We start from the raw sequence: 24,344 nt of genomic DNA, 5'->3' as shown, positions 1-24,344 counted from the left end.
GATCATGACCGGCTTCGATTACGTTGTCTTTCTGGTCGTCGCGGTTTGCGCGATCGGCGGTTTCTTTCGCGGCTTCATCCGCGAAGTGCTGTCGCTTGCCGCATGGTGCATATCGCTGCTGGCGGTGCACTATGCCCATGAACCGCTGACCGAATGGCTGGAACCGCACTTGCCGGGGCAGACGGGCGCGGGTGTTCTGGCCTTCGCGATCCTGCTGATCGTTCCCTATTTCGTCACCGCGATGATCGGCCGCCATTTGGGAGAGGCAAGCCTCAATTCGATGCTCGGGCCGATCGATCGCGTGCTCGGCTTCGGTTTCGGCGCGGTCAAGGGCTTCATCGTGATGGTCATGGCCTTTGCCTTGATCGTGTTTGCCTATGACGTGGTGTGGGGCCCCAAGGGACGGCCGGTGTGGATCGTCAAGGGGCGGACCTACCCCTTCCTCAATGCCGCAAGCGAGGAACTGCTGACCCTGATCGCCCAACGCCGCGCAGCAGCTGCGGACGCCGCTGCCAACCCGGACGCGAAAGCTTCGGATGATGCCTTGTCCGGTAACGGGCCGCATCACACGTCCGCATCACGTCCGCACAAGTCGCACCACCGCGCGCCAGCCAAGGTCGATTGAGGTGGCCTTCACTGCCGCGCGCGGACTTTACACGCCTGAAATCCTTGCTGCGGCTACCGCGCTGGCAAACTGGCCGTGGGAACCATCGCTGCCCTTGCAGGGCGAGGCGCGGTCGCGCTCGTGCGGCAGCGGTATCGCGCTGGCGCTCGACATTGCAGAGGATGGCACGATCACGCGGCTCGGCCTTCGCCCGCACGCTTGCGCCGTTGGTCAGGCCGCCGCGCACGTTTTTGCCCAAAGCGCGATCGGGCGCAGCCGTGCCGATATCGCCGAGGGGCGTCAGCAGATTGACGACTGGCTGAAGGGTGACGGACCGCTACCCGACTGGCCCGGCATCGCCTTGATCGCGCCTGCGCAAGCGTATCCGGCGCGGCATGGCGCGATCGTTCTGGCTTGGGATGCAGCGCTTGCGGCGCTTTCCTGATATGCCCGGTTTCGCTAGGGCAGCGGACTGATCACGGCAGACGCTCCGGGGCCGGTCCGGATTGAAGCTGGCAAAGACGTGGAAAAAGGAACGGGGATGGCCGGAGTGGATCACGCAGGAGTACAGGCAGAGCCAAGCGCTGCCGACATGCGTCTGGTGATTGCTGCCTCATCGGCGGGCACCGTGTTCGAATGGTACGACTTTTTCATCTACGGCACGCTTGGGTCGATCCTGTCGAAAGCGTTCTTCCCTACCGGCAACGCCACGCTGGAAATGCTACTGTTCTGGCTGGTGTTCGCGGTCGGTTTCGGGTTCCGCCCGCTCGGCGCGGTGTTGTTCGGCTTTCTGGGCGACCGCTTGGGCCGCAAGTACACCTTTCTGGTCACTGTGCTGCTGATGGGCGTGGCGACCGCTGGTGTCGGGCTTGTGCCCTCGGCCGCGACGATCGGCTATGCGGCGCCGGTACTCGTCATCAGCCTGCGCATTCTGCAGGGCCTTGCGCTTGGCGGGGAATATGGCGGCGCCGCTGTCTACGTCGCCGAACATGCGCCAGCGGGACGCCGCGGTTTCTACACCAGCTTCATTCAGGCCAGCGTGATGGGCGGCTTTGTGCTCAGCCTGATCGTGGTGCTGTCGTGCAAGGCCATGATGAGCGCGCAGACATGGTCGGAGTGGGGCTGGCGCGTGCCCTTCGTGCTCAGTCTGGCGTTGCTGGCGGTGTCGCTGTGGATGAGGCTCAAGCTGTCGGAGAGCCCGGTGTTTCAGGCGATGAAGGCGCAAGGCGAACTTGCCGGCAACCCTTTCGTCGAGAGCCTGACCTATCCCGGCAACTTGCGGCGGCTGTTCGTTGCGCTGTTCGGCGTGGCCGCAGGGCTGACGGTGATCTGGTACACCGCGATGTTCAGCGGCCTGTCGTTCCTGAAAGGCGCGATGCGCGTGGACGACACCACCGCCGAGCTGATCGTGGGGGCGGCTTGCGTGATCGGCATGCCGTTCAACCTGCTGTTCGGGCACCTGTCGGACAAAGTCGGACGCAAGTTGCCGATCGTGCTGGGCTACGTCGCCACGCTGGCGTTGCTGTTTCCCGCGTTCTGGCTGGTCGGCGGCGCGGCGAATCCCGGCCTTGCCGAAGCCGCTAGGCGCGCACCGGTGGTGGTGCAGGGGCCGGACTGCAGCTTCAACGCATTTGCCACTGATCAACCGACAGCCTGCGGCAAGCTGCTGGCCGACCTGTCCGCGTCGGGCGTGACCTATACCGTCCGCCCCGCACAGACGCTTGCATTGAGCGCTGGCACCAGTCCGCTTCCCCTCGATACCTATCCCTGGCCCGACAAGAAGGCGCGCGCCAAGGCGTTGCAGGCCCTGCTTGGCGATGCCGGATACGATTTCACCAAGGCGCAGCCCGCCTTTGGTCAATCGGTGCTGATCGTGCTCGGTCTGGTACTCGTGATGGCGCTGTCGGGGGCGACGTATGGCCCGGTGGCGGCACTGCTGGCCGAGATGTTCCCGCCGCGCATCCGCTATAGCTCGATGTCGATCCCCTATCACATCGGCACCGGCTATTTTGGCGGATTTCTGCCATTCATCTCAAGCCTGATTGCCGCGCAATCGGGCGATCCCTATGCCGGCTTGTGGTACACATGGGTGGTCGTGCTGATCGCGCTCGTCGTTTCGGTGTGGGGACTGAAGGGCGGACCGCCGCGCGAATATGGTGACAATGCCTGAGTCCATTTCCTTAGCCGAATTGCCGCCATCGCCGCTGAGGCTGAGGCTCGACACCCATGCACTTGCCGCCAACTGGCGCGTGTTGAACGCGGCATCCGGCGCGGCGCGGGCTGGAGCGGCAGTCAAGGCTGATGCCTATGGCCTTGGCGCGGCTGCGGTTGTGCCGGTTTTGGCCGAGGCCGGGTGCCGCGACTGGTTCGTGGCGCACTGGCAAGAGGTGCCCGCCGTCCTTGCCCATGTGCCGCCCGCCGATCTTGCCGTGTTGCACGGACCTTTGACTGACGCCGACGTTGCTTTTGCACGTGCCACCGGAGTGCGGCCGGTACTCAACTCGCTTGATCAGGTACGCCGCTGGCTGGCGGGGGGCGGGGGACGCTGCGACCTGATGGTTGACACCGGGATCAACCGGCTGGGCCTGCCGCTCGCCGACCTTGGCGATCCGCTGCTGCACGGCCTCGACATCGATTGTTGCCACAGTCATCTCGCCAGTGCGGACGAGGATGTGCCGCAAAACGCGGTGCAGCTTGCGCGGTTTGCCGAGGTCCGCGCGACGGTGCCCGCCCGCCGGTTTGCGCTCGCCAACAGCGCCGGAATCAGCCTTGGCGCGGACTACCATTTCGACCTGACCCGCCCAGGATTGGCGCTTTATGGTGGTATTGCCCGACCCGAGCAGGCCGCGATAATCCGGCAAGTGGCCCGTCCGCAGGCGGCGATCATCCAATTGCGTGATCTGCAGCCAGAGGATCGCGTGGGCTACAATGCTACGTTCACCGCATCAGCACCGATGCGCGCGGCCATCGTCGCGCTCGGGTATGCCGATGGTTACTTGCGGTGCTGGTCGGGCGGCAAGGGGGCAATGATCTGGAAAGACCAGCAACTGCCGGTGCTTGGGCGTATTTCGATGGACATGACAATTGTCGATGCAAGTAACGCCCGCGATCTGAAGGAGGGCGACTGGCTTGATGTCGCCTATGATCCGGTTGCCGCGGCGCGAAGCAGCGGACTGTCGCAGTACGAATTGTTCACCTTGCTCGGCCGACGGTTTGCCCGATAGGAGCATTTTGACGCTATTTCGTCGACCTTTGTTGCGCTGCACATGTTGCATCTGCTAAGCATGCAAAAATCCCAGGAGGGTGCGCGCAAATGGCTAACAAAAACAATGAAGGTGACACCGTCGTCATCAAGAAATATGCCAATCGTCGGCTGTATAATACCCGTACATCAAGCTACATCACGCTAGATCACCTGGCGCAGATGGTTAAAGACAACGTGGACTTCAAAGTCACCGATGCCAAGACGGGCGCTGATCTGACGCACACCATTCTGACGCAGATCATCATGGAGGAAGAAGCAACTGGCGAACAGATGCTTCCGACCAATTTTCTTCGCCAGTTGATCTCGATGTACGGTAATTCGATGCAGGCTCTTCTGCCCGGTTACCTTGAAGCATCGATGGAACATTTCCGCGAGAATCAGGTGAAGCTGCGCAAGGCGATCGAGGACAGCATCGGCGCCAATCCGCTCGCCCAGATTGCGCAGCGCAATGTCGAACTGTTCAAGGCGGCGGCAGCAGCATTCGCACCCGCAGCGGGCCAGCAACCAGCGCGTGATGCAGAACGGCCGACCGCGCCCGCCGCGGAAGGTGGCGAACTCGATGTGTTGCGGCAGCAAATGGCTGACATGCAAAAGAAACTCGATCAATTGATCAAGTGATCAAAGGCTGGGCGGGGGGCTTTGTCCCTCCGCCTTGGCTCCATCGATGCAGGTGCATGTGGGGCCTTATCCGATCGTCGGCACGGATCGGTGCGGTTTGACGGTTGCCCGAATCCCCTTGCGGCCGTAACCGGCTGCGCATGACCCAAGCAAAGATCCGCCACGCCCTGCCCGTCACCCGCGAAGAAGACTTCGCCCAGTGGTATCAGGCGGTGATCTCCGAAGCAGAACTCGCCGAAGAATCCGGTGTGCGCGGTTGCATGGTGATCAAGCCCTGGGGCTATGGCATCTGGGAGCGTATCCAGAAGCTGATGGACGCGCGCATCAAGGAAGCGGGCGTCGAAAACTGCTATTTCCCGCTGTTCATTCCGCTGTCGTACTTCGCCAAGGAAGCCGACCACGTGGAAGGTTTCGCCAAGGAAATGGCCGTGGTTACCCACCACCGCCTGATCGCCGACGGCAAGGGCGGCCTTATCCCCGATCCCGAGGCCAAGCTCGAGGAGCCGCTTGTCGTGCGGCCCACATCGGAAACGGTGATCGGCGCGGCGATGGCGCGCTGGATCCAAAGCTGGCGCGATCTTCCGCTGCTGACCAACCAATGGGCCAATGTCGTGCGCTGGGAAATGCGCACGCGCATGTTCCTGCGCACCAGCGAGTTCCTTTGGCAGGAAGGGCACACCGCGCATGCGGACGAGGCCGACGCCATGGTCGAAACGCTGCGCGCGTTGGAAATGTACCGCAGCTTTGCCGAAGACGTGCTGGCCATGCCGGTCATTGCTGGACCGAAGCCTGAAAACGAGCGCTTTCCCGGCGCGGTCGAGACATTCTCGATCGAGGCGATGATGCAGGACGGCAAAGCGCTGCAGGCAGGCACCTCACACTATCTGGGCACGACTTTTGCCGAGGCTGCGGGCATCCGCTATCAGGACAAGGAAGGCCAGCAAACCCTTGCCCACACGACAAGCTGGGGCGTTTCGACCCGGATGATCGGCGGCGTCATCATGACCCACGGCGATGATGATGGCCTGCGCACCCCGCCGCAAGTGGCGCCGCAGCAGATCGTTATCCTGCCGATGCTGCGCGACAACGACGAGGACGAGGCGTTGTTGACGTACTGCGATGCGCTGCGCAAGGAACTCGCCAGCCTGTCGGTGTTCGACGAACGGGTGCGGGTGCTGCTCGACAAGCGCCCCGGCAAGGCAACGCAAAAGCGCTGGGCCTGGGTCAAGAAGGGCGTGCCGCTGATCCTTGAAATCGGCGGACGCGATGCTGCTGGCGGTCAGGTTTCAGTGGTCCGCCGCGACCGCCTGTGGCGCGAGGATGGCAAGGTCAACTTCGTCGGACAGCCGCGTGAGGCGTTCGTCGCAGCGGCCGTCGGCGAACTCGAAGCGGTCCAGTCGGCGCTCCACGCCGAAGCCACCGCACGACGCGACGCGCAGATCGAAACGGGGGTGAGCGATCTGGCAGGCCTCGCCGCCTACTTCGCCGAAGATCGCAGGTTTCCGGGTTGGGTCCAGCTTGGCTGGTCGCGCCCGACCGGCCCGGCGCTCGACGCCGTGGTCGAACAGCTCAAGGCGTTGAAGCTGACGATCCGCAACACCCCGCTGAACGCACCCGCGCCGGGCGGCACGTGCCCGTTCACCGGCGAACCGGCGGTCGAGACGATCCTGATCGCGCGGTCGTACTGAAGATGCGCGGGCGGCACCTTGCCGTGGCGTAAAGTCGCAGGCACAGTGCTTGCAATGCATCGACTTGTCCTGACCGCGGCCCTACTGGCCGCCGCCGCCGCAACTCCCGCGCTCGCCGCGCCCGAAGACGCCATTTCCGAAGCGCGGCTGCGCACCGACATTGCGCATCTTGTGGCCTTTGGCACGCGCCACACGCTGTCATCGCAGACCGATCCCAAGCGTGGGATCGGCGCGGCGCGCAACTGGGCCGAAGCCGAACTGCGCAAGACCAGCGATGCCTGCGGCAAATGTCTGAACATCGTATTGCCCGAAACGATGGTGCAGGGCGAGCGTGTGCCCACGTCGACCCGGCTGGTCGATGTCGTGGCCATCCAGCGCGGCAGCGAACGCCCCAACGAAGTGGTCATCGTCCAAGGCCACATCGACAGCCGCAATTCCGATCCGCTCGACGCCGTGGGGGATGCGCCAGGGGCGAACGATGACGGCTCGGGCACTGCGCTGGTACTCGAAGCCGCGCGGGTGCTGAGCGGGCACAAGTTTCCGACCACGATCGTCTATGCCGTCCTTTCTGGCGAAGAGCAGGGCCTTTACGGCGGAAAGTTGCTGGCCGACTATGCCGCGCAACAAGGCTGGACGGTGAAGGCGGTGTTCAACAACGATATCGTCGGCAATTCGCGCGGTTCGGACGGACTGGTCGAGGATGCGCATGTCCGCGTCTTTTCCGAGGGGCCGCGCGCCGATGCCAGCGCCGCCTTGCGCGCCGCGCAGCGCCGCGATGGTGGCGAAAACGACAGCCCCAGCCGCAACTTGTCCCGCTGGCTGGCAACGCTTGCCGCGCAGGACGCCAAGGGTTTGGCCGTGCGGCAGGTCTGGCGCGCCGACCGCATGGGCCGGGGCGGGGACCACCTGCCGTTCGAGGACAAGGGCTTCCCGGCGGTACGCTTCACCGTCGGCGTCGAGAACTATGAGGCCCAGCACCAGAATGTCCGCAGCGAGGCTGGCCGCCCGTTCGGAGACACCATCGATCGGATGGACTTTGCCTATCTGACCAAGGTCGTGCGGCTGAACGTGCGCGGTCTGGCGGCGCTGGCGGCGGCGCCGTTGCCCCCTGTGGCCACGGCCAAGGCGGCGGTCCAGACGTTCACCGATATCGACTGGCAGGCGGTTCCCGGTGCCGCCGCGTACGAAGTGTGGCGTCGGCGTACCGACGTGCCCGGCTGGGAAGAGAAGGTTGCCGACACCGCGCAAACCCACGTGCGGCTTGACGGGGTGCGCGGCGACGACTGGATTTTCGGGGTTCGTGCGCGCGCGACCTACGGCGCCAGCGGACCGATCGCGTCAGCCGTTCCGGGAGGCGCATTCGGCCCGCTGCCTGCGGACAAGTGACGCGCCCGGCAACCGGCGGACATTGGAGCTGACCCAAGCTGCCGGTTGCAAAGCGGCCGCAGAACGCCCACAGGACAACGGATGGTCCGGACCAAACTGCCCCAGGGGCTCCCCACCCGCCAGCAAGTGCTCGATTTCATCGCCGCTGCCGACGAACCCGCCGGCAAGCGCGAGATCGCCAAGGCCTTCGGCCTGAAAGGCACCGAGAAGATCGCGCTCAAGGCCTTGTTGAAGGACATGGCCGAGGAAGGGCTGATCGACGGCAATCGCAGCGCCTTTCACCGCATGGGCGGCGTGGCGAAGGTCACCGTGCTGCGGGTTGTCGACATCGATGATGGCGAGCCCGTGGCCATCCCCGACGCCTGGCAGCCCGACGATGGCATTCCCCCGCCGCGCGTGCGGGTGAAGGAGCAGAAAGGCCGCGCCCGCGAAGCCTCGCTCAAGGTCGGCGATCGCGTGCTGGCGCGTACCGAGGAAGCGGGCACGGGCTGGATCGCGCATCCGATGAAGAAGCTGCCGGCCAATGCCGATCAGCTGCTGGGCGTGATCGAGTTCGATGGCGCGGGCAAGGGCTGGTTGGCGCCGGTCGACAAGCGCGTGCGCAATTCGGTGCCGGTATCCGATCTGGGCGGAGCGGAAGCGGGGCAGCTCGTGCTGGCCGAGCCCGCCGGACGTTCCCCCCGTTCGGGAATGAAGGTCACCGCCGTGTTGGGCGATCCGCTGGCGCCGCGCGCATTCAGCCTGATCGCGATCCACAAGCACGGCATTCCCTTTGCCTTCGCGCCCGAGGCGATCGAGGAAGCGCAAGCCGCTGCCACCCTGCCGCTGTCCGAAAGCCACCGTGAGGATCTGCGCCACCTGCCGATCGTGGCGATCGACCCGAGCGATGCGCGCGACCACGATGACGCGATCTGGGCCGAACCCGATGGTGCAGGCGGTTATCGCGCGGTCGTGGCCATCGCCGACGTCAGCTTCTACGTACGCCCCGGCGGCAAGGTCGATCGTGATGCGCGCAAGCGCGGCAACTCGGTCTATTTCCCTGATCGGGTCGTGCCGATGCTGCCCGAAGTGCTGAGCGCCGAGGTCTGCTCGCTCAAGGCCGGGGCAACCCGCGCCGCGATGGCCTGCCACTTGCAAATCGACGCGCAGGGCCGCGTGACCGAATGGCGCTTCACCCGCGCACTTGTGAACATCGCCGAAGTGATCGCTTATGAAGAGGCACAGCGGCGGATCGACAGTGGCGAGGCTCTGCCGCACCTGCAACACTTGTGGGGCGCGTGGAAGCTGCTGGAAGCGGCGCGCCATGCCCGCGATCCGCTGGAGCTGGAACTGCCCGAACGGCGCGTCGTGCTCGATCAGCAAGGGCGCATTGCCGAAATCGCGCTGCGCGAGCGGCTCGATGCGCACCGCGTGGTCGAGGACTTCATGATCGCGGCCAACGTGGCGGCGGCCAAGGCGCTTGAGGCCAAGGTCGCGCCGGTGGTCTACCGCATCCACGAACCGCCGAGCCGCGAAAAGCTCGTCGCGCTGAAGGACTATCTCGCCACTTTCGGGCGCAAGCTGGCGATGGGGCAGGTGATCACGCCGGGCCTGTTCAACCGCATGCTCAAGGACGTGACCGACGAGGCCGAGAAGGCGCTGGTCATGGAAGCGGTGCTGCGCAGCCAGACGCAAGCGTACTACGGACCGCGCAATGCCGGTCACTTCGGGTTGGCGCTGGGCTCCTATGCTCATTTCACCAGCCCGATCCGCCGCTACTCGGACCTTCTCGTGCATCGTGCGCTGGTCGATGCCTATGGGCTTGAACAGCCGCGTCCGCACATTGGCGACCTCCCGCCGACGACCGGCCTTGCCGACCGTGATCGCGCCGACCTGCTGCGCATCAGCGAAGCGATCAGCATGACCGAACGTCGCGCGATGGAAGCCGAGCGCGATACCATCGACCGCTATGTTGCCGCATGGCTTTCGGCGCGGGTGGGCGAGGTGTTCGACACGCGCATCACCGGGGTGCAGAAGTTCGGGTTGTTTGCCACGATCATCGGGCTGGGTGGCGACGGGCTGGTGCCGATCTCGACGCTGGGTGCCGAGCGGTTCGGTTATGACGAGAAGGCGCAGCGGCTGGTCGGCGAACTGAGCGGCGTGGAATTCGGGATGGGCATGATTCTCAAGCTTCGTCTGGCCGAGGCCAATCCGCTTACCGGTGCGCTGAAGTTCGAGCCGGTCGATGTGGCCGAAGGCGTGCAGCGGATCGAACGGCGCGGCGGGCGGATCGACGGCAAGCCCAAGCCGAAGGGCAAGTATATCGCTGGCGCACGCGGCCGCCCCGCCAACATCCGCCATCAGGGTAAGGGCAAGCGCTAGGCGGCGTGGACAAACTCCGCGCGGCCTGAAGCCTCAGCTTACCGCGTCGAGTCGGTCCTCGTCGATGCCGCCGGGCACGATCATCAGCACGCACGGCAGGTTGCAGGCGTGCGCGGTGAAGTGCGCGGTCAGCGGACCGGGCGTGCCGTCGCATGCCGCGCCCAGCACCAGTGCACTGACTTCGGGATGTTCGGCCAGATACTGACGCACCACTTGCGGCCCATCACCCTGCCGGACCGCGATCACCGGGGTCAGGCCGGATTCGCTGGCGAGGTTGCCCGCAGCGACCGCTACCAATCGTTCGGCCTGTTCGCGCGCTTCCTCCTCGATCGTGGCCTGGATGGCACCGAACGCGACGAAGTCCTGCTTGGGTACCGGGGCAAGGATGTGCACGGTTCCGCCGGTCCCCACCGCGCGGCGCGCGGCAAAGCGCAGCGCCCGGCGGGCTTCTTCGCTTTCATCCATCAGTACGAGATAGACGCGTTGTCCCATGGCAGCCCCCAATCTTTCCTCAGGCAGTCATTTTGCCGGCAGTCATTTTTCAGGCAGTTTTGCTTCAGGTTATGGGTCATGGCATAATTCGTATGCGGGGCAAGCGCCAAGACACTTGACCACAGGCGCTGGCGTGGCGAAATGGCGCTGCGCAGGACTGGTTAGAAACTATCCTTTCCGGTTATAATGCGCAGGATCACAACGCCGGATTGGCGATAGTCCTTGCCGGGACTTCCCAAGGCCGCCGGAAGAACGGAAAACCCGCCATGCCGATTGCCATCAAGATGCCTGCGCTTTCGCCAACCATGGAAGAAGGAACTTTGGCCAAATGGCTGGTCAAGGCTGGCGACAAGGTGGCTTCGGGCGATATTCTTGCCGAGATCGAGACCGACAAGGCGACGATGGAATTCGAAGCGGTCGATGAAGGAACGGTGGTTTCCATCGACATCGCGGCCGGGACCGAAGGGGTCAAGGTCGGCACCGTGATCGCCACGATCGCGGGCGAAGATGAAGATGCCGCCGCTCCGGCGCCCGCTCCGGTTGCTGCCGCGCCTGCCGCGAAGGTCGTCGAGGTACCCGCTGCACCCGCGCCAGTCGTTGCCGCGCCTGCCCCGGTTGCCGCGCCCATCGCTGCTGCTGCGCCGAGTGGCGACCGCGTCGTCGCCAGCCCGCTGGCCAAGCGAATCGCTGCTGGCAAGGGCATCGATCTGGCAAGCGTGAAGGGCAGCGGCCCCAACGGGCGGATTGTCAAGGCCGACCTTGATGCCGTGTCGGCAACCAGCGCGCCCGCTCCGGTTGCCGTTGCAGCGCCCGTCGCCGCCGTCGCTCCGGTCGCAGCCGCTCAGGCTCCCGCTCCGGCCCCGGTTGCCGCGGCGGTGCCCGACTTCGGCATTCCATACGAGGCGACCAAGCTCAACAACGTGCGCAAGACCATCGCGCGCCGCCTGACCGAAGCCAAGCAGACCATCCCGCACATCTACTTGACCGTGGACGTGCAGCTCGATGCGCTGTTGAAGCTGCGCGGCCAGTTGAACAAGGCGCTGGAAGCGCAGGGCGTGAAGCTGTCGGTCAACGACCTGCTGATCAAGGCTTTGGCCAAGGCGCTGGTGCAAGTGCCCAACTGCAACGTCAGCTTTGCCGGTGACGAACTGCGCACGTTCAGCCGGGTCGACATCTCGGTTGCGGTCGCGGCGCCCAGCGGGCTGATCACGCCGATCATCAAGGATGCCGGGGCCAAGTCCGTGTCGGCCATCGCCACCGAGATGAAGACGCTGGCGGGCAAGGCCCGTGAGGGCAAGCTGCAACCGCAGGAATACCAGGGCGGCACCGCCAGCCTGTCGAACCTCGGCATGTTCGGGATCAAGCAGTTCGATGCCGTGATCAATCCGCCGCAGGCGATGATCCTTGCCGTCGGCACGGGCGAGCAGCGCCCTTATGTGGTCGATGGCGCGCTGGCCGTGGCCACGGTGATGTCGGTTACCGGCAGCTTCGACCACCGCGCCATCGACGGAGCGGATGGCGCAGCGCTGATGCAGGCGTTCAAGGGCCTCGTCGAAAACCCGCTCGGCCTGGTGGCCTGAGCCGGGACTGTCACTTTGAGGAGCGGCGCCGCGCGCGCCGTTCCGCCAGACATTGCAACCCGTGACCGGCAGATTTCGTGCCGGCCGGGGACGTGAAGGAGCATCCGCGTGGCTGAACAGTACGACCTCATCGTCCTTGGCTCGGGCCCCGGCGGCTATGTCGCCGCTATCCGTGCCGCGCAACTGGGCCTCAAGACCGCCATCGTCGAACGCGAAAACCTCGGCGGTATCTGCCTCAACTGGGGTTGCATCCCGACCAAGGCGCTGCTGCGCTCGGCCGAAGTGTTCCACCAGATGAAGCACGCCAAGGCCTATGGTCTGGCCGCCGACAACGTCAGCGCCGATATCGCTGCGGTAGTCGCGCGCTCGCGCGGGGTGGCCAAGCAACTCAATCAGGGCGTCACGCACCTGATGAAGAAGAACAAGATCGCCGTGCACATGGGCGCAGGCGTGCTGAAGGCGCCGGGCACGCTTGAGGTGACCAGCGACAAAGGCACCGAGACGCTGACCGCCAAGCACATCATCGTCGCCACCGGCGCGCGCGCGCGCGATCTGCCGTTTGCCCCGGCCGACGGCAACCGCGTGTGGACCTATCGCCACGCGATGACGCCCAAGGAACTGCCGAGCAATCTGCTGGTAATCGGCTCGGGCGCAATCGGCATCGAGTTCGCCAGCTTCTACAATGACATGGGCTCGAAGGTCACGGTTGTCGAAGCGCTTGACCGGGTGGTGCCGGTCGAAGACGCAGACGTTTCGGCCTTCCTTGAAAAGTCGCTGACCAAGCAGGGCCTGACCGTGCTCACCGGCGCCGGGGTCGAGGCGCTGACCGTCGGTGCAACTGGCGTCAAGGCGAAGATCAAGACCAAGGACGGCAAGGTCACCGAAGGCGATTACAGCCATGTCATCGTCGCCATCGGCATCGTGCCCAATACCGAAGCCATCGGGCTTGAGGCACTGGGCGTGAAGACCGAGCGCGGCATCATTCAAGTCGATGGTTATGGCCGTACGGGCATTCCGGGCCTGTGGGCCATCGGCGACGTGACTCCCGGCCCCTGGCTGGCGCACAAGGCCAGCCACGAAGGCGTGACCACTGCCGAAGCCATCGCTGCCGAACTTGGCAACAAGGACGTCCATCCGCACCCGCTCGACCGCTCGAACATTCCGGGCTGCACATATTGCCATCCGCAGATCGCCAGCGTCGGGCTGACCGAAGCAAAGGCCAAGGAAGCGGGCCATGAGATCAAGGTCGGCAACTTCCCCTTCATCGGCAACGGCAAGGCCATCGCGCTGGGCGAATCGGACGGGTTCGTCAAAACCGTGTTCGATGCCAAGACCGGCGAACTGCTTGGCGCGCATATGGTTGGTGCAGAAGTGACCGAAATGATTCAGGGTTTCGTTATCGGCAAGACTTTGGAAACCACAGAAGCCGAATTGATCAACACAGTATTTCCGCACCCCACGATCAGCGAATCCATGCATGAATCGGTGCTTTCGGCGTTCGGGCGCACCATCCACATGTGACCATTTCGCATGGTTAATTTATTTTGACGCGATGATCCCCATCCGGCTGGCCCTCTGCAACAGGCCGCCGGATGGGTTATTCAAACTTTTACCGACCCCTGTCTTTACATGCAGCGACCACTCCATCTGGAGGAAAGACCTGCATGCCCTTGTACAACAGCGCCTCACCAGTTGCCCGCATTGCCTTGAGCACGAACGCGGCGATCAATGGCTTGCTCCCTTCTCAGGCCTACTTCCGCGTCGGCTGGTCGACCAAGGTCGCGGGCGTGACGCAAGTCAGCTACAGCTTCCCCTGGGCCAACAGCGTCGCCAGCAAGTTCGTCACCGGCTATGCCGAGCCTGCCGCCAGCAAGACCGGCGCGCTGACCGCCACCCAGATCCCGCAAGTCACCGCAGCCTTCCAGAAGTGGGCCAATGTGGCGGCCATCCAATTCAAGCAGGTTGACGAGACCGCCGCCGGACAAGTGGGCGACATCCGCGTTGCCTTCAGCTCGAAAGTCGGTGCAGGGTACTGGGGCTATGCCCTCGGGGTGTCAGATGGCGCAACCAACGCGCACGGCGATATCTGGATCGCGCCGGGGTCGATGGGCCAGTCCTTCGCGCTCGGCACCTACAACTTCATGGCGATGATGCACGAGATCGGACATGCGATCGGCCTGAAGCACCCGTTCGAGGCGCCGGTGATCGGCTCCGGGCTCGACAATCGCCGCTACACGATCATGTCCTACACCGACCCGGACAAAGTATGGTGGTACAACCCCACCACCAAGATCGCCGAGTACCTGATCAAGTCGCCGATGGTCTATGACATCGCCGCTGTGCAACAGATCTACGGCGCGAACATGACCTATCACACGGGGGATGATGTCTATGCCTTCAGCCCGACCGCGCCGTCGTACGAGGCGATTTGGGACGCCGGCGGTACCGACACGTTCAGCGTGGCCGCGTTCACCAACGGTTGCGCGATCGATCTGCACGCCGGGGCGTATTCCTCGCTGAACTATGCCGATATCAGCCTCACCAAGAACATCGGCATCGCCTTCAACTGCACGATCGAGAACGCCATCGGCGGTGCGGGCAACGATACGATCGATGGCAACGACGCGAACAACTCGCTCGACGGAGGAGCCGGCGACGACACGCTGAACGGTTATGGCGGAAACGACACGCTGCTGGGCGGTGCGGGCAACGACATTCTGAACGGTGGCGCGGGCGCGAACACGCTCAACGGTGGCGATGGCACCGATACGGCAAGCTATGCAGCCGCGACTACGGCTATAACGGCAAGCCTTTCGGTTACCACAGCGCAAGTTACCGGGGGTGGCGGCACCGACTCATTCATCAGCATCGAGAACCTGATCGGTGGAGCAGGAGCCGACAAACTGACCGGCAACGATGCGGCGAATACGCTGGATGGTGGGGCAGGGACTGACACGCTGGTCGGTGGCGGCGGCAATGACGTATTGATCGGCGGCGCGGGCAAGGATCTGCTGACAGGTGGCGCAGGCGCCGACAGTTTCCAGTTCGCGTTGAATACAGACTTTTCAGGCACAACTGCGACGACCGCCGACGAAATCGTCGATTTCAGTCATGCCCAGGGCGACCAGATCGATCTGCACCTGATCGATGCCAATACATTGACCGCTGCCTCTAACGATGCCTTTACATACATCGGCGCGGCGGCGTTCGGAAAGCATGCTGGCGAGTTGCGTTATGTCGTGACCGCGGGCGTCGGGCTGCTGTCGGGTGATATTGACGGCAACGGCACCGCCGATTTCGCCATCCGGATCGATGGCGGGCCAGCCTTGGTCGCGGCCGATATCGTGCTGTGAGCGAGGCGCGAGGACCAGTCGGGGAAGCCGATGCTGCAGTGCACAACCCTTTTAAGCTCCAGACCAAGATCTAGGTAAAAGTCCTTAACCAGTTCGGGGTACCTTCAGGGGATTGGTCCTGGAGACTGCTCCATGCTGTCGATTCGTTCGGAAATGGCTTCCCAGCGGCGTATTGCGCCAAGACATCACTATCTGCTGGTCTACCACGCCTGCGAGGACACGTTCTCGAAGCAGGTCGAGCTTTTTGCCGACACTGTCGACGACGCGATCACTTTTGCGGGAAAGGCTCCGGCCTATCGCGAGATCGAAGTCTGGGAAGACGGCCTGCTGCGCACCCGCATCGCCAGTTAAAACCTGGCAGGCGGCACACTTGGCGGACAGGGTGGGATTCGAACCCACGGTGAGCTTGCACCCACGGCGGTTTTCAAGACCGCTGCCTTAAACCACTCGGCCACCTGTCCGTGTGCTGTGGTTCAGCGCCGGATAGCGCGCTGGGCGCAAGGTGCAAGTGGTTTAGCCGAGGATTTGTAACCGCCTGCCGACAACGCTGCGCGAACCGGGCGACGGGGCTTCCCAATCTGCGTGCGCCGTGCGACATCCGGTGGCGATGACCAGACGCTCAACCATGAATGTTTTTTTGGCCTCTATCGCGTTGATACTGGGGCTGTTGTGCAATGCTGCCCCCGCCGTCGCGCAGTCCAGCGAGGAAGCGGGCTTCCAAGCCTATCTGCAATTGCTGGCGGCCCGTGCCCGCGCCGAAGGTATCCGCGAAACCACGATTTCCAGCGTGATCGGCAGCCTCACTTTCAATCCGCGGGTCATCGCTCTCGATCGCAATCAGCCTGGCAGCGCACCATCGACCATACCCTCGTTCGAGCCCTACCGCCGACGCCACGTCGATCCGGTGCGGATTGCAGGTGGCCGCCGGATCATCGTCGAGGATGCCGCGCTGATCGGTTCGGTCGAGCGGCGCTATGGTGTACCTGCGGGCATCCTGCTCGGGATATGGGGGCATGAAAGCAACTATGGCCGGATCACCGGCGATTTCGATCTCGCCCGCTCGTTGGCGTCGCTGGCCTATGAGGGGCGGCGGCAAAAGCTGTTTGCCGATGAATTCATCGCTTTGTTGCGGATGGTAGACCGAGGTGTGCCACGCTGGAAGCTTGTCGGAAGCTGGGCCGGGGCGTTCGGCAATCCGCAGTTCCTGCCGAGCGTATATCTGCGGGTGGCGCAAGATGCCGATGGAGACGGATTGGCCGACATCTGGAGCAGTCGGGCCGACACGCTTGCGTCGATCGCCAACTATTTCCGCGACGCCGGCTGGCGAACCGGCCAGCCATGGGGCATTGCAGTCTCGGTTCCGGCAACGTTCGACCGCACCGCCTTGCGCACAGGGCTGGTCAGTCCGCGCTGCCCACAGGTGTTCACCCGCCATTCGCGTTGGCGTTCGATGGCAGAGTGGCGCGCGATGGGGATCGTTCCGCTTCGGGGCGTATGGCCCGGCGATGACGTGCAGGCCACCTTGTTCGAACCCGATGGCCCCGCCAAACCCGGCTGGCTGCTAACCGGAAATTATCGGGTTATCCTCGATTACAATTGCTCGAACTTCTACGCCCTGTCGGTGGGATTGCTGTCAGATGAAATCAGCCGCTAAATTTGCACTCCTGATCGGTGGCGCATCGTTTTTCGCTCTGGCCGGTACGGCCTCCGCCCGCCCGCCGGAACCTGCGGCCGACATCTATGGGCCGACCGCCGACTATCCGATCGTGATCGGCGATCCCTATGTGGCAGGGGGAACCAGCTTCACCCCTTCGGATACGCTCAATTACGATGCTGTCGGCTATGCGCTGGCAGGCGAAGGGGCCGGGGTAACCGGCGCCCACCACACGCTGCCGATCCCCTGCTATGTCGAGGTTACATCGCTCGATTCGGGCCGCACCGCGCTTGTTCGGCTGGACAAGCGTGGACCGATGGACAGCCCGGCGCTGATCCAGCTTTCCCCTGCCGCGCTGGCGCAACTTGGCCTCGACCCGGCGACCGCTCATGCGCCGGTGCGGGTGCGCCGGGTGAATCCGCCCGAGCAGGAACGCGCGCTCTTGCGCACCGGACAGCAAGCCCCCGCGCGGATGGACACGCCGCCAGGCCTGCTCGGCGCGCTCAAGCGCAAGCTTGGCGTCGGACCAGCGCAAGTGCCAGACGATGCCGTAACCGCGGTGCTTTCGCCTGCGCCCTTGCCGGTAAAGCTATCGCCACAGATCGTCGGGCATCCTGTGCCAACGCAATTGCCTGCGCCAAGGCCGGTGACTCCCGCTCCCAAGGCACCGGTTGTGAAGCCCAAGCCTGCACAGGCACCTGCACCAGCACCGCATCCGAACCCCGCCACATCCGGTTACGGCACGTCCGCTTCCAGCACCGCAAAACTTGCCGTTCAAGTAGCCGCGTTCTCAGCGCGCGATCGGGCCGAAAAGGTGGCGCGTGCCTTGGGCGGCAGCGTCAGCGCGTCGGGCAAGGTATTCCGCGTACGCATCTCTGCGGCAGGCAAGCCTGCGGCTGAAGCGGCACTGGCGAAGGCGCATCGTGCAGGCTATGCCGATGCCCGGATCGTTTCGGGCGACTGACCAGCACTGCTGGCAAGGGCGTCTTGATACGGGGCCGCATGTTGCCGGGGAATCGCCGTTGCCTTCAAGATTGACTGCCATTTTTGCCGCATTGCTGCTCTCAGGGACGCAATCCGCGTTGGCCAAGGGGCAGGCTGCACCGCTGAATGACCCCGCTTCACCGCCACAAGTCGATGCGCCGATCGCTCTGCTGATCGATGTGGCGTCGGGCCGGGTGCTGTTCGAACGTCAATCGCATCGCCGGTTCGTCCCGGCCTCGCTGACCAAGATCATGACCAGCTATGTCGCGTTCGAACTGATCGATCAGGGCAAGCTGTCGCTCGACCGCACCTTCACGATGCGGCCCGAAACCTTCCGCAAATGGCACGGTGTCGGCAGCACGATGTTCCTTGGCAACCAAAGCCAGACCCGCGTTTCCGACCTGATCGAGGGCATCGTCACCGTCTCCGCCAACGATGCCTGCGTCGTGCTTGGCGAAGGAATAGCGGGAAATGTCAGTGCGTTCACCGCGTTGATGAACGCCAAGGCGCGCGAACTCGGCTTGCGCGACATGCATTTCAACACGCCCAACGGCTGGATGGACGAAGGCCAGACTTACGTCTCTGCTGCCGACCTTGCTACGCTGTCGACTGCGCTCATCACCCGCCATCCCGCGCTCTATCGGCGGTTCTATGGGCATGACCGATTGACCTGGAACGGCATCGCACAGGCCAATCACAATCCGCTTTATGGCAATACGCCGGGTGCCGACGGGGTCAAGACCGGCTTCACCAACGAGGCCGGCTATGGCTTCGTCGGCTCGGTCCTGCGCAACGGGCGGCGGCTGATGGTCGTCGTCGGCGGCTATGACAGGCCGACCGACCGCGCCAGACAGTCGCGCGAACTCATCGAATGGGGCTTTGCCGCATGGGACGAACGGCCGCTTTTCCGTAGCGGGGCCGTGCTCGGTCAGGCCAAAGTGCAAGGCGGCGCTCAGCGCAGTATCGCGCTTGTCGCGCCGCAGGATCTGGCCTTGACCGTGCCGCGCGGATGGAACGCCCCGGCCGCGTCGATCCGCACCAGGATCCGCTACAAAGGGCCACTGCGGGCACCAGTGGCCAAGGGCGATGAAGTGGCGACTTTGGTGGTGGAGGCCCCCGGCCAACCCGCGCAGCGCATTCCGTTGGTCGCAGGGGCGAACGTGGCTCCCGCCGGCCTGTTCGACCGTTTGCGCAACGGCTTGCTGGCGATGGTCGGACAATGAGCGCACCAGCAACCCGGCCCGGACGGTTCATCGCGTTTGAAGGAGGAGAGGGCGCAGGCAAATCGACGCAAGCGCGCCTGCTGGCCGAAGCCTTGCGCGTTCGCGGGCTTGAAGTTGTCACCACACGCGAACCCGGCGGCACACCGGGGGCCGAGGCCATCCGCACACTTTTGCTATCTACCGAGGGGGCAGATTGGGGCACGCGCGCCGAAGCGCTGTTGTTTGCTGCCGCGCGCGCCGACCATGTCGAACGGCTGATCCTTCCGGCATTGGCGCGCGGCGCATGGGTGGTGTGCGATCGCTATCTTGATTCGAGCCGCGCTTATCAGGGGGGCGGCAGCGGTCTGTCCGACGCCGATATCCGCACGCTCCACACGATCGGTAGCGAGGGCCTGTTGCCCGATATGACCGTGCTGTTGACGCTCGATCCAGTGCAAGCAACGGCGCGCCTCGCGCTGCGCGATCAGGGTGCGTCCGACCGCATCGGCGGACGCTCGGCCGAATACCACGCGCGCGTGGCGGCCGCTTTCGCCAGCTTTGCCAGCGCCGAACCCGGTCGCTTTGTGGTGATCGACGCTGCAGGCGAACCTTCACAAGTCCATGCACGGATCATCGCTGCGCTAGACTCGGCGATCGGCCTGTGATGAGTAACCTGATCGGGCACGAGGCGGCATGGGCGCAATGGCGCGCGGCGATCGGCGGGCAACGCCCCCATCATGCCTGGCTGCTCGCCGGGCGGGAAGGGTTGGGCAAAGCCACCTTCGCGCTTGCCGCCGCTGCCGAGCTTGTTGCCGAGCCGGGCGTTCCGCAACCTCCGCCGCACCAGCACCCCGACATTCTGCGACTGGAACCTCTGCCCGCCAACGAGGATGAGGTCAAAAAGCGCGATGACGGCCGCCCTTGGCAGCGCAAGCGCAATATCAGCGTCGATCAGGTACGCGAGATGCAGCGCCGTCTGGTCACCCGGCCGACACTCGGCCGCCGCCGCGCGGTCATCTTCGACGCAGCCGATCAGTTGGAGAAGGGCGCGGTCAACGCATTGCTCAAAAGCCTTGAGGAGCCGCCGCAGGGTACGTTCTTCCTGCTGGTGGCGCATCAACCGGGGCGTTTGCTGCCGACGGTGCGATCGCGCTGTCAGGTCTTGCGGTTTCATGCCTTGAACGATGCCGATCTTGCCCTTGCGCTCGATCGGTCGGGCCAGCCAATGGATGCGGCTACCCGCACTGCTGCGCTGGCGGTCGGCGCCGGATCGCCGGGTGCCGCGCTCGCCTTTGCCGCGCATGAACTGGGTACGGTATTCGGCCTGATGCAGCGGCTTGCACGCGAAGGCGATCCCGAATTTGCCCTGCGCGGCGCGCTGTCGACCGCCCTTGCCGGAAAGCTCGACCGCGAACGGCAGGCTGCCATCATCGAGGCCGCGCGCATGGTCCTCGTCCGCGCGCTAGACAGCGCCGACCGGAACGCTGCGGCCCAGATCGTCGAAGCCCATGCCCGGATCGTGACATTGGCCGGGCAGGCACCGATCTTCAATTTCGACCCCGCCTTGATGCTGCTGGAAATCGGTGCCTTGCTGGCATCGGTCGGGCGCACTAGGGAGAACGCCAACAGGGCCTGATCCGATTGCCCACCACGCGCAAGGAAGCACCGTCCCGATGGGCGAACCGTTCTACATCACCACCGCCATAGCTTATCCCAATGGCAAGCCCCATATCGGCCATGCCTATGAATGGATCGCCGCCGACGTGATCGCGCGGTTTCAGCGCGCACAAGGCCGCGATGTCCGCTTCCAGACCGGTACCGACGAACATGGCCTGAAGATGGCGCAAAAGGCGCGCGAACTCGGCGTCACCCCACGCCAGTTGTGCGACGAGATGACCGAGCATTTCCGCGCGATGGCCGATGCCTTGAACATGAGTTACGACGTGTTCCAGCGCACCACCGACGAAGCGCACTACCGCGCCAGCCAGGCGATCTGGCAGGCCATGGCCGACAAGGGCGATCTCTACCTCGACCGCTACGAGGGCTGGTACTCGGTGCGCGACGAGGCTTTCTATGACGAAAGCGAACTGATCGCGGGCGATGATGGCGTGAAGCTTTCGCCGCAGGGCACCCCTGTCGAATGGCAGGTCGAGGAAAGCTGGTTCTTCAGGTTGTCCAAGTATCAGAAGCCCTTGCTTGACCTTTATGAAGCGCATCCTGAATTCATCCAGCCCGAAAGCCGCCGCAATGAGGTGATCCGCTTTGTCGAAGGCGGCCTGCGTGACCTTTCGGTTTCGCGCACCTCGTTCGATTGGGGCGTGCCGGTGCCGGGCAGTCCGAACCATGTGATGTACGTGTGGGTCGATGCCTTGACCAACTACCTGACCGGGCTTGGCTACCCGGACAAGACACCCGAGCTGGAAAAATGGTGGCCCGCCGATATCCACCTGATCGGCAAGGACATTGTCCGCTTCCACACGGTCTATTGGCCGGCCTTTCTGATGAGCGCCGATCTGCCGCTGCCCAAGCTGGTGTTCGGCCATGGTTTCCTGCTCCACCGGGGCGAGAAGATGTCCAAGTCGCTGGGCAATGTGGTCGATCCGCTTGAATTGGCGCAGACCTTCGGCGTTGATTCCTTGCGCTATTTCCTGATGCGCGAAGTCAGCTTCGGCAACGATGGCAGCTACAGCGCAGAAGCCATCGTCACCCGCTGCAACGCCGAACTGGCCAACAGCTTCGGCAATCTGGCGCAGCGGACTTTGTCGATGATCTTCAAGAACATGGGCGGTGCGCTGAAGAATGAACTGCCACAAAACAATGCGGATGTGGAACTGCTTGGCACTGTCGGCGGCCTGATCAGCGCGATGCAGGAACGCTTTGCCGGCTATGACTTCAGCGGCGGACTGGACCACTGGATGCAGGCGGTGTTCCGCTGCAATGCCTATGTTGATGAGCAGGCACCGTGGACCTTGCGAAAGACCGACCCTGCGCGGATGGAGGCGGTGCTGATGACGCTGTTCCGCGCGGTGCACGATCTGGCGCACGCCGTGCGACCCGTGGTGCCAACGGCGATCGACGCACTTCTGGACCAGATGGGCAGCGCGCCCGATGCGCGCACCTTTGCCGCAATCGACAACACCGGGTGGGTTTCGGATCTGATCGCCTCGGGCTTCACCCTGTCGCAGCCCACCGGCGTATTCCCGCGTCTGGAGCTTCCGGCGGACGAGGTCGCCTGATGCTGATCGATTCGCATTGTCACTTGAATTACAAGGGCTTGGCTGAGCAACAGGACGCTGTGCTCGAACGTGCCCGTGCGGCCGGGGTGAAGGGTTTTCTCAACATCTCCACCCGGCAGCGCGAATGGGCTGACATTGTGGCAACCGCGCATCGTTATGCCGACGTATGGGCCAGCGTCGGCATTCACCCGCATGAGGCTGATGAACACGTCGATCTCGGTGCCGCCGCCTTGCGCGCGGCAACCGACGATCCGCGCGTGATCGCCATCGGTGAAACGGGCCTCGATTACTATTACGATCATTCCGACCGTCAGGTTCAGCAGGATCTGTTCCGGGTCCACATCGCGGTGGCGCGGGAAACCGGGCTGCCGCTGATTATCCACACCCGCGACGCCGAAGATGACACCGCCCGAATCCTGACCGAGGAAATGGGGAAGGGGGCCTTCCCCGCGCTGATCCACTGCTTCACCGCGTCTGCTGAATTCGGCCAGAAGATGATCGAGCTTGGCCTGACGATTTCGCTGTCGGGGATTGTAACCTTCAAGAACGCCAAGGACTTGCAGGCATTCGCTGCGGAAGTTCCTGAGGATCGGTTGCTGGTCGAAACCGACGCTCCGTTCCTGGCGCCGATGCCGCACCGGGGCAAAGTCTGCGAGCCTGCGTTCGTGGCGGACACACTGCACTTCGTAGCGAGTTTGCGCGGTGAAACTCCTCAGGCGCTGGCCGAGACGACCGGCCGCAACTTTGCTGCACTGTTTGCCAAGGCCGGAATTGCTGGGGCGATTGCCGCATGAAGCTGATCATGCTGGGCAGCGGCACGTCCACCGGGGTTCCGCGCATCGGCAACGATTGGGGCGATTGCGATCCGGCCGAACCGCGCAATCGTCGGACGCGGGTTGCGATCGTGGTTGAAGGTGCTGACGGGGCGCGGTTGCTGGTCGACACCCCGACCGACTTGCGCCAGCAGTTGCTGGCAACCGAAATCGGCCGCATCGATGGCGTGCTGTGGACCCACGATCACGCCGATCACACGCACGGGATCGATGACTTGCGTCCGTTGCGGATGGGGCGTGGCGCGCCGATCCCGGGCTATGCTGCCGATGAAACGGTACGGCGCTTGCGGATGCGGTTCGGCTATGTCTTTGCCGGACAGCACGGCTATCCGACGATCTGTTCGCTCGAGAACCTCGACCGGGTGCGGATGATTGCAGGGATCGGGATCGGGTTCTGCCAGATGCCCCACGGCCCGGCGCAGTCCACCGCGTTCCGCTTCGACCAGGATGGCAAGTCCATCGGGTATGCTACTGATTTCAGTGAGATAACGGCGGATATGGTCGCGCTGTTTGACCGGGTCGATGTGCTGGTCGTGGATTCATTGCGTCGCAAGCCGCATCCCACGCACGCGCATCTTGGCATGGCTCTTGAACTTGTCGAAGCCTGCCGGGCCGGTCGTGCGGTTCTGACGCATCTCGACAAATCGATGGACTACCGCACACTGTGCGACGAAACGCCAGGGCATGTCGAGCCGGGTTTCGACGGGCTGGAACTGGTTCTGTGACAACCGATTCGATCGTTCAACTGATCGGCATCGCGATGGCGCTGACTCTCGTTCTGGCCAACAGCCGTTTGCGCGCAACACCCATGCGTCAACGCATCGTCATTGGCGCGGCTTGGGTGGTGATCATTGCGGTGACTGCCTATGCTTTTGCCGGCTTTCATCGCTGATCTTTGCACTTCTATGAACACCCATGAGCGCTTCAATTTAACATAATCATTATTATCGATCTGACATAATGTAGCAGCAACGTTCAAATGTCACAGTCGCGCAAAGTAGAGATGTCTCACTTGGGCTACCGTGCCCTCCGGCTGTTCGGAGGTATTGAGCATGGCGGTGTTGCGTATGAGTACCGAGGAGCTTTCG

The 24,344-nt window shown here is 63.8% G+C and carries 22 protein-coding genes and 1 tRNA gene; 21 read left to right on the top strand and 2 right to left on the bottom strand.

The annotated features are described in order from the left end of the window. Window positions 1-4: 4 nt before the first annotated feature. The 8 genes from LDN95_RS00115 to LDN95_RS00080 all read left to right on the top strand — a co-directional run bounded on the left by LDN95_RS00115 (window position 5) and on the right by LDN95_RS00080 (window position 9,922). Entirely contained in the window at window positions 5-625 is a 621-nt protein-coding gene (locus LDN95_RS00115; protein ID WP_226015596.1) for a CvpA family protein, read from the top strand. A gap of 1 nt (window position 626) precedes the next feature. Then, window positions 627-1,049, top strand: coding sequence for an iron-sulfur cluster assembly scaffold protein (locus LDN95_RS00110; RefSeq protein ID WP_226015595.1), 423 nt, complete (start codon window positions 627-629; stop codon window positions 1,047-1,049). A 96-nt stretch (window positions 1,050-1,145) separates the two neighbouring features. Beyond that, window positions 1,146-2,774, top strand: coding sequence for an MFS transporter (locus LDN95_RS00105; RefSeq protein ID WP_226015594.1), 1,629 nt, complete (start codon window positions 1,146-1,148; stop codon window positions 2,772-2,774). Further along, complete coding sequence (locus LDN95_RS00100) at window positions 2,767-3,828, top strand: alanine racemase (protein WP_226015593.1); 1,062 nt, start codon at window positions 2,767-2,769, stop codon at window positions 3,826-3,828. Before LDN95_RS00105 ends, LDN95_RS00100 begins: the two co-directional genes overlap by 8 nt. An 89-nt stretch (window positions 3,829-3,917) precedes the next feature. Next, window positions 3,918-4,487: a polyhydroxyalkanoate synthesis repressor PhaR gene (gene phaR, locus LDN95_RS00095; RefSeq protein ID WP_226015592.1), complete on the top strand. Its 570-nt coding sequence runs from the start codon at window positions 3,918-3,920 to the stop codon at window positions 4,485-4,487. Between the two features lie 140 nt (window positions 4,488-4,627). After that, window positions 4,628-6,175 (top strand): aminoacyl--tRNA ligase-related protein, encoded by a 1,548-nt coding sequence (locus tag LDN95_RS00090; RefSeq protein WP_226015591.1) that lies wholly within the window; start codon window positions 4,628-4,630, stop codon window positions 6,173-6,175. A 54-nt stretch (window positions 6,176-6,229) separates the two neighbouring features. Further along, window positions 6,230-7,561 carry a M28 family peptidase gene (locus LDN95_RS00085; RefSeq protein ID WP_226015590.1) on the top strand — a complete coding sequence of 444 codons (1,332 nt, stop codon included), beginning with the start codon at window positions 6,230-6,232 and terminating at the stop codon, window positions 7,559-7,561. 81 nt (window positions 7,562-7,642) lie between these two features. Then, window positions 7,643-9,922 (top strand): ribonuclease R family protein, encoded by a 2,280-nt coding sequence (locus LDN95_RS00080; protein WP_226015589.1) that lies wholly within the window; start codon window positions 7,643-7,645, stop codon window positions 9,920-9,922. 33 nt (window positions 9,923-9,955) lie between these two features. Here LDN95_RS00080 and LDN95_RS00075 read toward each other — a convergent pair whose 3' ends face one another. Then, on the bottom strand, window positions 9,956-10,414 hold the full coding sequence (locus LDN95_RS00075; protein ID WP_226015588.1) for a universal stress protein: 459 nt from the start codon (window positions 10,412-10,414) through the stop codon (window positions 9,956-9,958). A 266-nt stretch (window positions 10,415-10,680) separates the two neighbouring features. Here LDN95_RS00075 and LDN95_RS00070 point away from each other — a divergent pair, with 266 nt between their 5' ends. The 4 genes from LDN95_RS00070 to LDN95_RS00055 all read left to right on the top strand — a co-directional run bounded on the left by LDN95_RS00070 (window position 10,681) and on the right by LDN95_RS00055 (window position 15,698). Beyond that, complete coding sequence (locus tag LDN95_RS00070) at window positions 10,681-11,994, top strand: pyruvate dehydrogenase complex dihydrolipoamide acetyltransferase (RefSeq protein WP_226015587.1); 1,314 nt, start codon at window positions 10,681-10,683, stop codon at window positions 11,992-11,994. A 108-nt stretch (window positions 11,995-12,102) separates the two neighbouring features. Continuing rightward, entirely contained in the window at window positions 12,103-13,515 is a 1,413-nt protein-coding gene (lpdA, locus tag LDN95_RS00065) for a dihydrolipoyl dehydrogenase (RefSeq protein WP_226015586.1), read from the top strand. A gap of 143 nt (window positions 13,516-13,658) precedes the next feature. After that, window positions 13,659-15,347: a M10 family metallopeptidase gene (locus LDN95_RS00060; protein ID WP_226015585.1), complete on the top strand. Its 1,689-nt coding sequence runs from the start codon at window positions 13,659-13,661 to the stop codon at window positions 15,345-15,347. 132 nt (window positions 15,348-15,479) lie between these two features. Then, complete coding sequence (locus tag LDN95_RS00055) at window positions 15,480-15,698, top strand: hypothetical protein (protein ID WP_226015584.1); 219 nt, start codon at window positions 15,480-15,482, stop codon at window positions 15,696-15,698. 20 nt (window positions 15,699-15,718) lie between these two features. On the opposite strand, the gene LDN95_RS00050 is transcribed toward LDN95_RS00055, so the two are convergent. Beyond that, window positions 15,719-15,808, bottom strand: a tRNA-Ser gene (locus tag LDN95_RS00050). 164 nt (window positions 15,809-15,972) lie between these two features. Between LDN95_RS00050 and LDN95_RS00045 the strand changes: the two genes are divergently transcribed. The 9 genes from LDN95_RS00045 (at window position 15,973) to LDN95_RS00005 (ending at window position 24,148) form a co-directional block, all read left to right on the top strand. Continuing rightward, window positions 15,973-17,001, top strand: a complete 1,029-nt coding sequence (locus LDN95_RS00045) for a lytic transglycosylase domain-containing protein (protein WP_226015583.1) — start codon at window positions 15,973-15,975, stop codon at window positions 16,999-17,001. Beyond that, window positions 16,985-17,965, top strand: coding sequence for a sporulation protein (locus tag LDN95_RS00040; RefSeq protein ID WP_226015918.1), 981 nt, complete (start codon window positions 16,985-16,987; stop codon window positions 17,963-17,965). Before LDN95_RS00045 ends, LDN95_RS00040 begins: the two co-directional genes overlap by 17 nt. Before the next feature lie 70 nt (window positions 17,966-18,035). Further along, on the top strand, window positions 18,036-19,208 hold the full coding sequence (locus tag LDN95_RS00035) for a D-alanyl-D-alanine carboxypeptidase family protein (RefSeq protein WP_226015582.1): 1,173 nt from the start codon (window positions 18,036-18,038) through the stop codon (window positions 19,206-19,208). Beyond that, on the top strand, window positions 19,205-19,852 hold the full coding sequence (gene tmk, locus LDN95_RS00030) for a dTMP kinase (RefSeq protein ID WP_226015581.1): 648 nt from the start codon (window positions 19,205-19,207) through the stop codon (window positions 19,850-19,852). The genes LDN95_RS00035 and tmk overlap by 4 nt, the downstream gene beginning before the upstream one ends. Further along, a complete protein-coding gene (locus tag LDN95_RS00025) occupies window positions 19,852-20,823 on the top strand; it encodes a DNA polymerase III subunit delta' (protein ID WP_226015580.1) in 972 nt (323 codons plus the stop codon). The genes tmk and LDN95_RS00025 overlap by 1 nt, the downstream gene beginning before the upstream one ends. A 37-nt stretch (window positions 20,824-20,860) precedes the next feature. After that, a complete protein-coding gene (metG, locus tag LDN95_RS00020) occupies window positions 20,861-22,423 on the top strand; it encodes a methionine--tRNA ligase (RefSeq protein WP_226015579.1) in 1,563 nt (520 codons plus the stop codon). Then, window positions 22,423-23,217, top strand: coding sequence for a TatD family hydrolase (locus tag LDN95_RS00015; RefSeq protein ID WP_226015578.1), 795 nt, complete (start codon window positions 22,423-22,425; stop codon window positions 23,215-23,217). The genes metG and LDN95_RS00015 overlap by 1 nt, the downstream gene beginning before the upstream one ends. Then, entirely contained in the window at window positions 23,214-23,981 is a 768-nt protein-coding gene (locus tag LDN95_RS00010) for an MBL fold metallo-hydrolase (protein WP_226015577.1), read from the top strand. The genes LDN95_RS00015 and LDN95_RS00010 overlap by 4 nt, the downstream gene beginning before the upstream one ends. Further along, window positions 23,978-24,148, top strand: a complete 171-nt coding sequence (locus tag LDN95_RS00005) for a hypothetical protein (protein ID WP_226015576.1) — start codon at window positions 23,978-23,980, stop codon at window positions 24,146-24,148. Before LDN95_RS00010 ends, LDN95_RS00005 begins: the two co-directional genes overlap by 4 nt. Window positions 24,149-24,344: the final 196 nt, after the last annotated feature.

The sequence above is a fragment of the Novosphingobium sp. FKTRR1 genome, from assembly GCF_020404405.1.
Taxonomy (GTDB): domain Bacteria; phylum Pseudomonadota; class Alphaproteobacteria; order Sphingomonadales; family Sphingomonadaceae; genus Novosphingobium.
The sequence above is the reverse complement of the archived record's forward strand: the minus strand, read 5'-3'. Positions and strand labels throughout refer to the sequence as shown.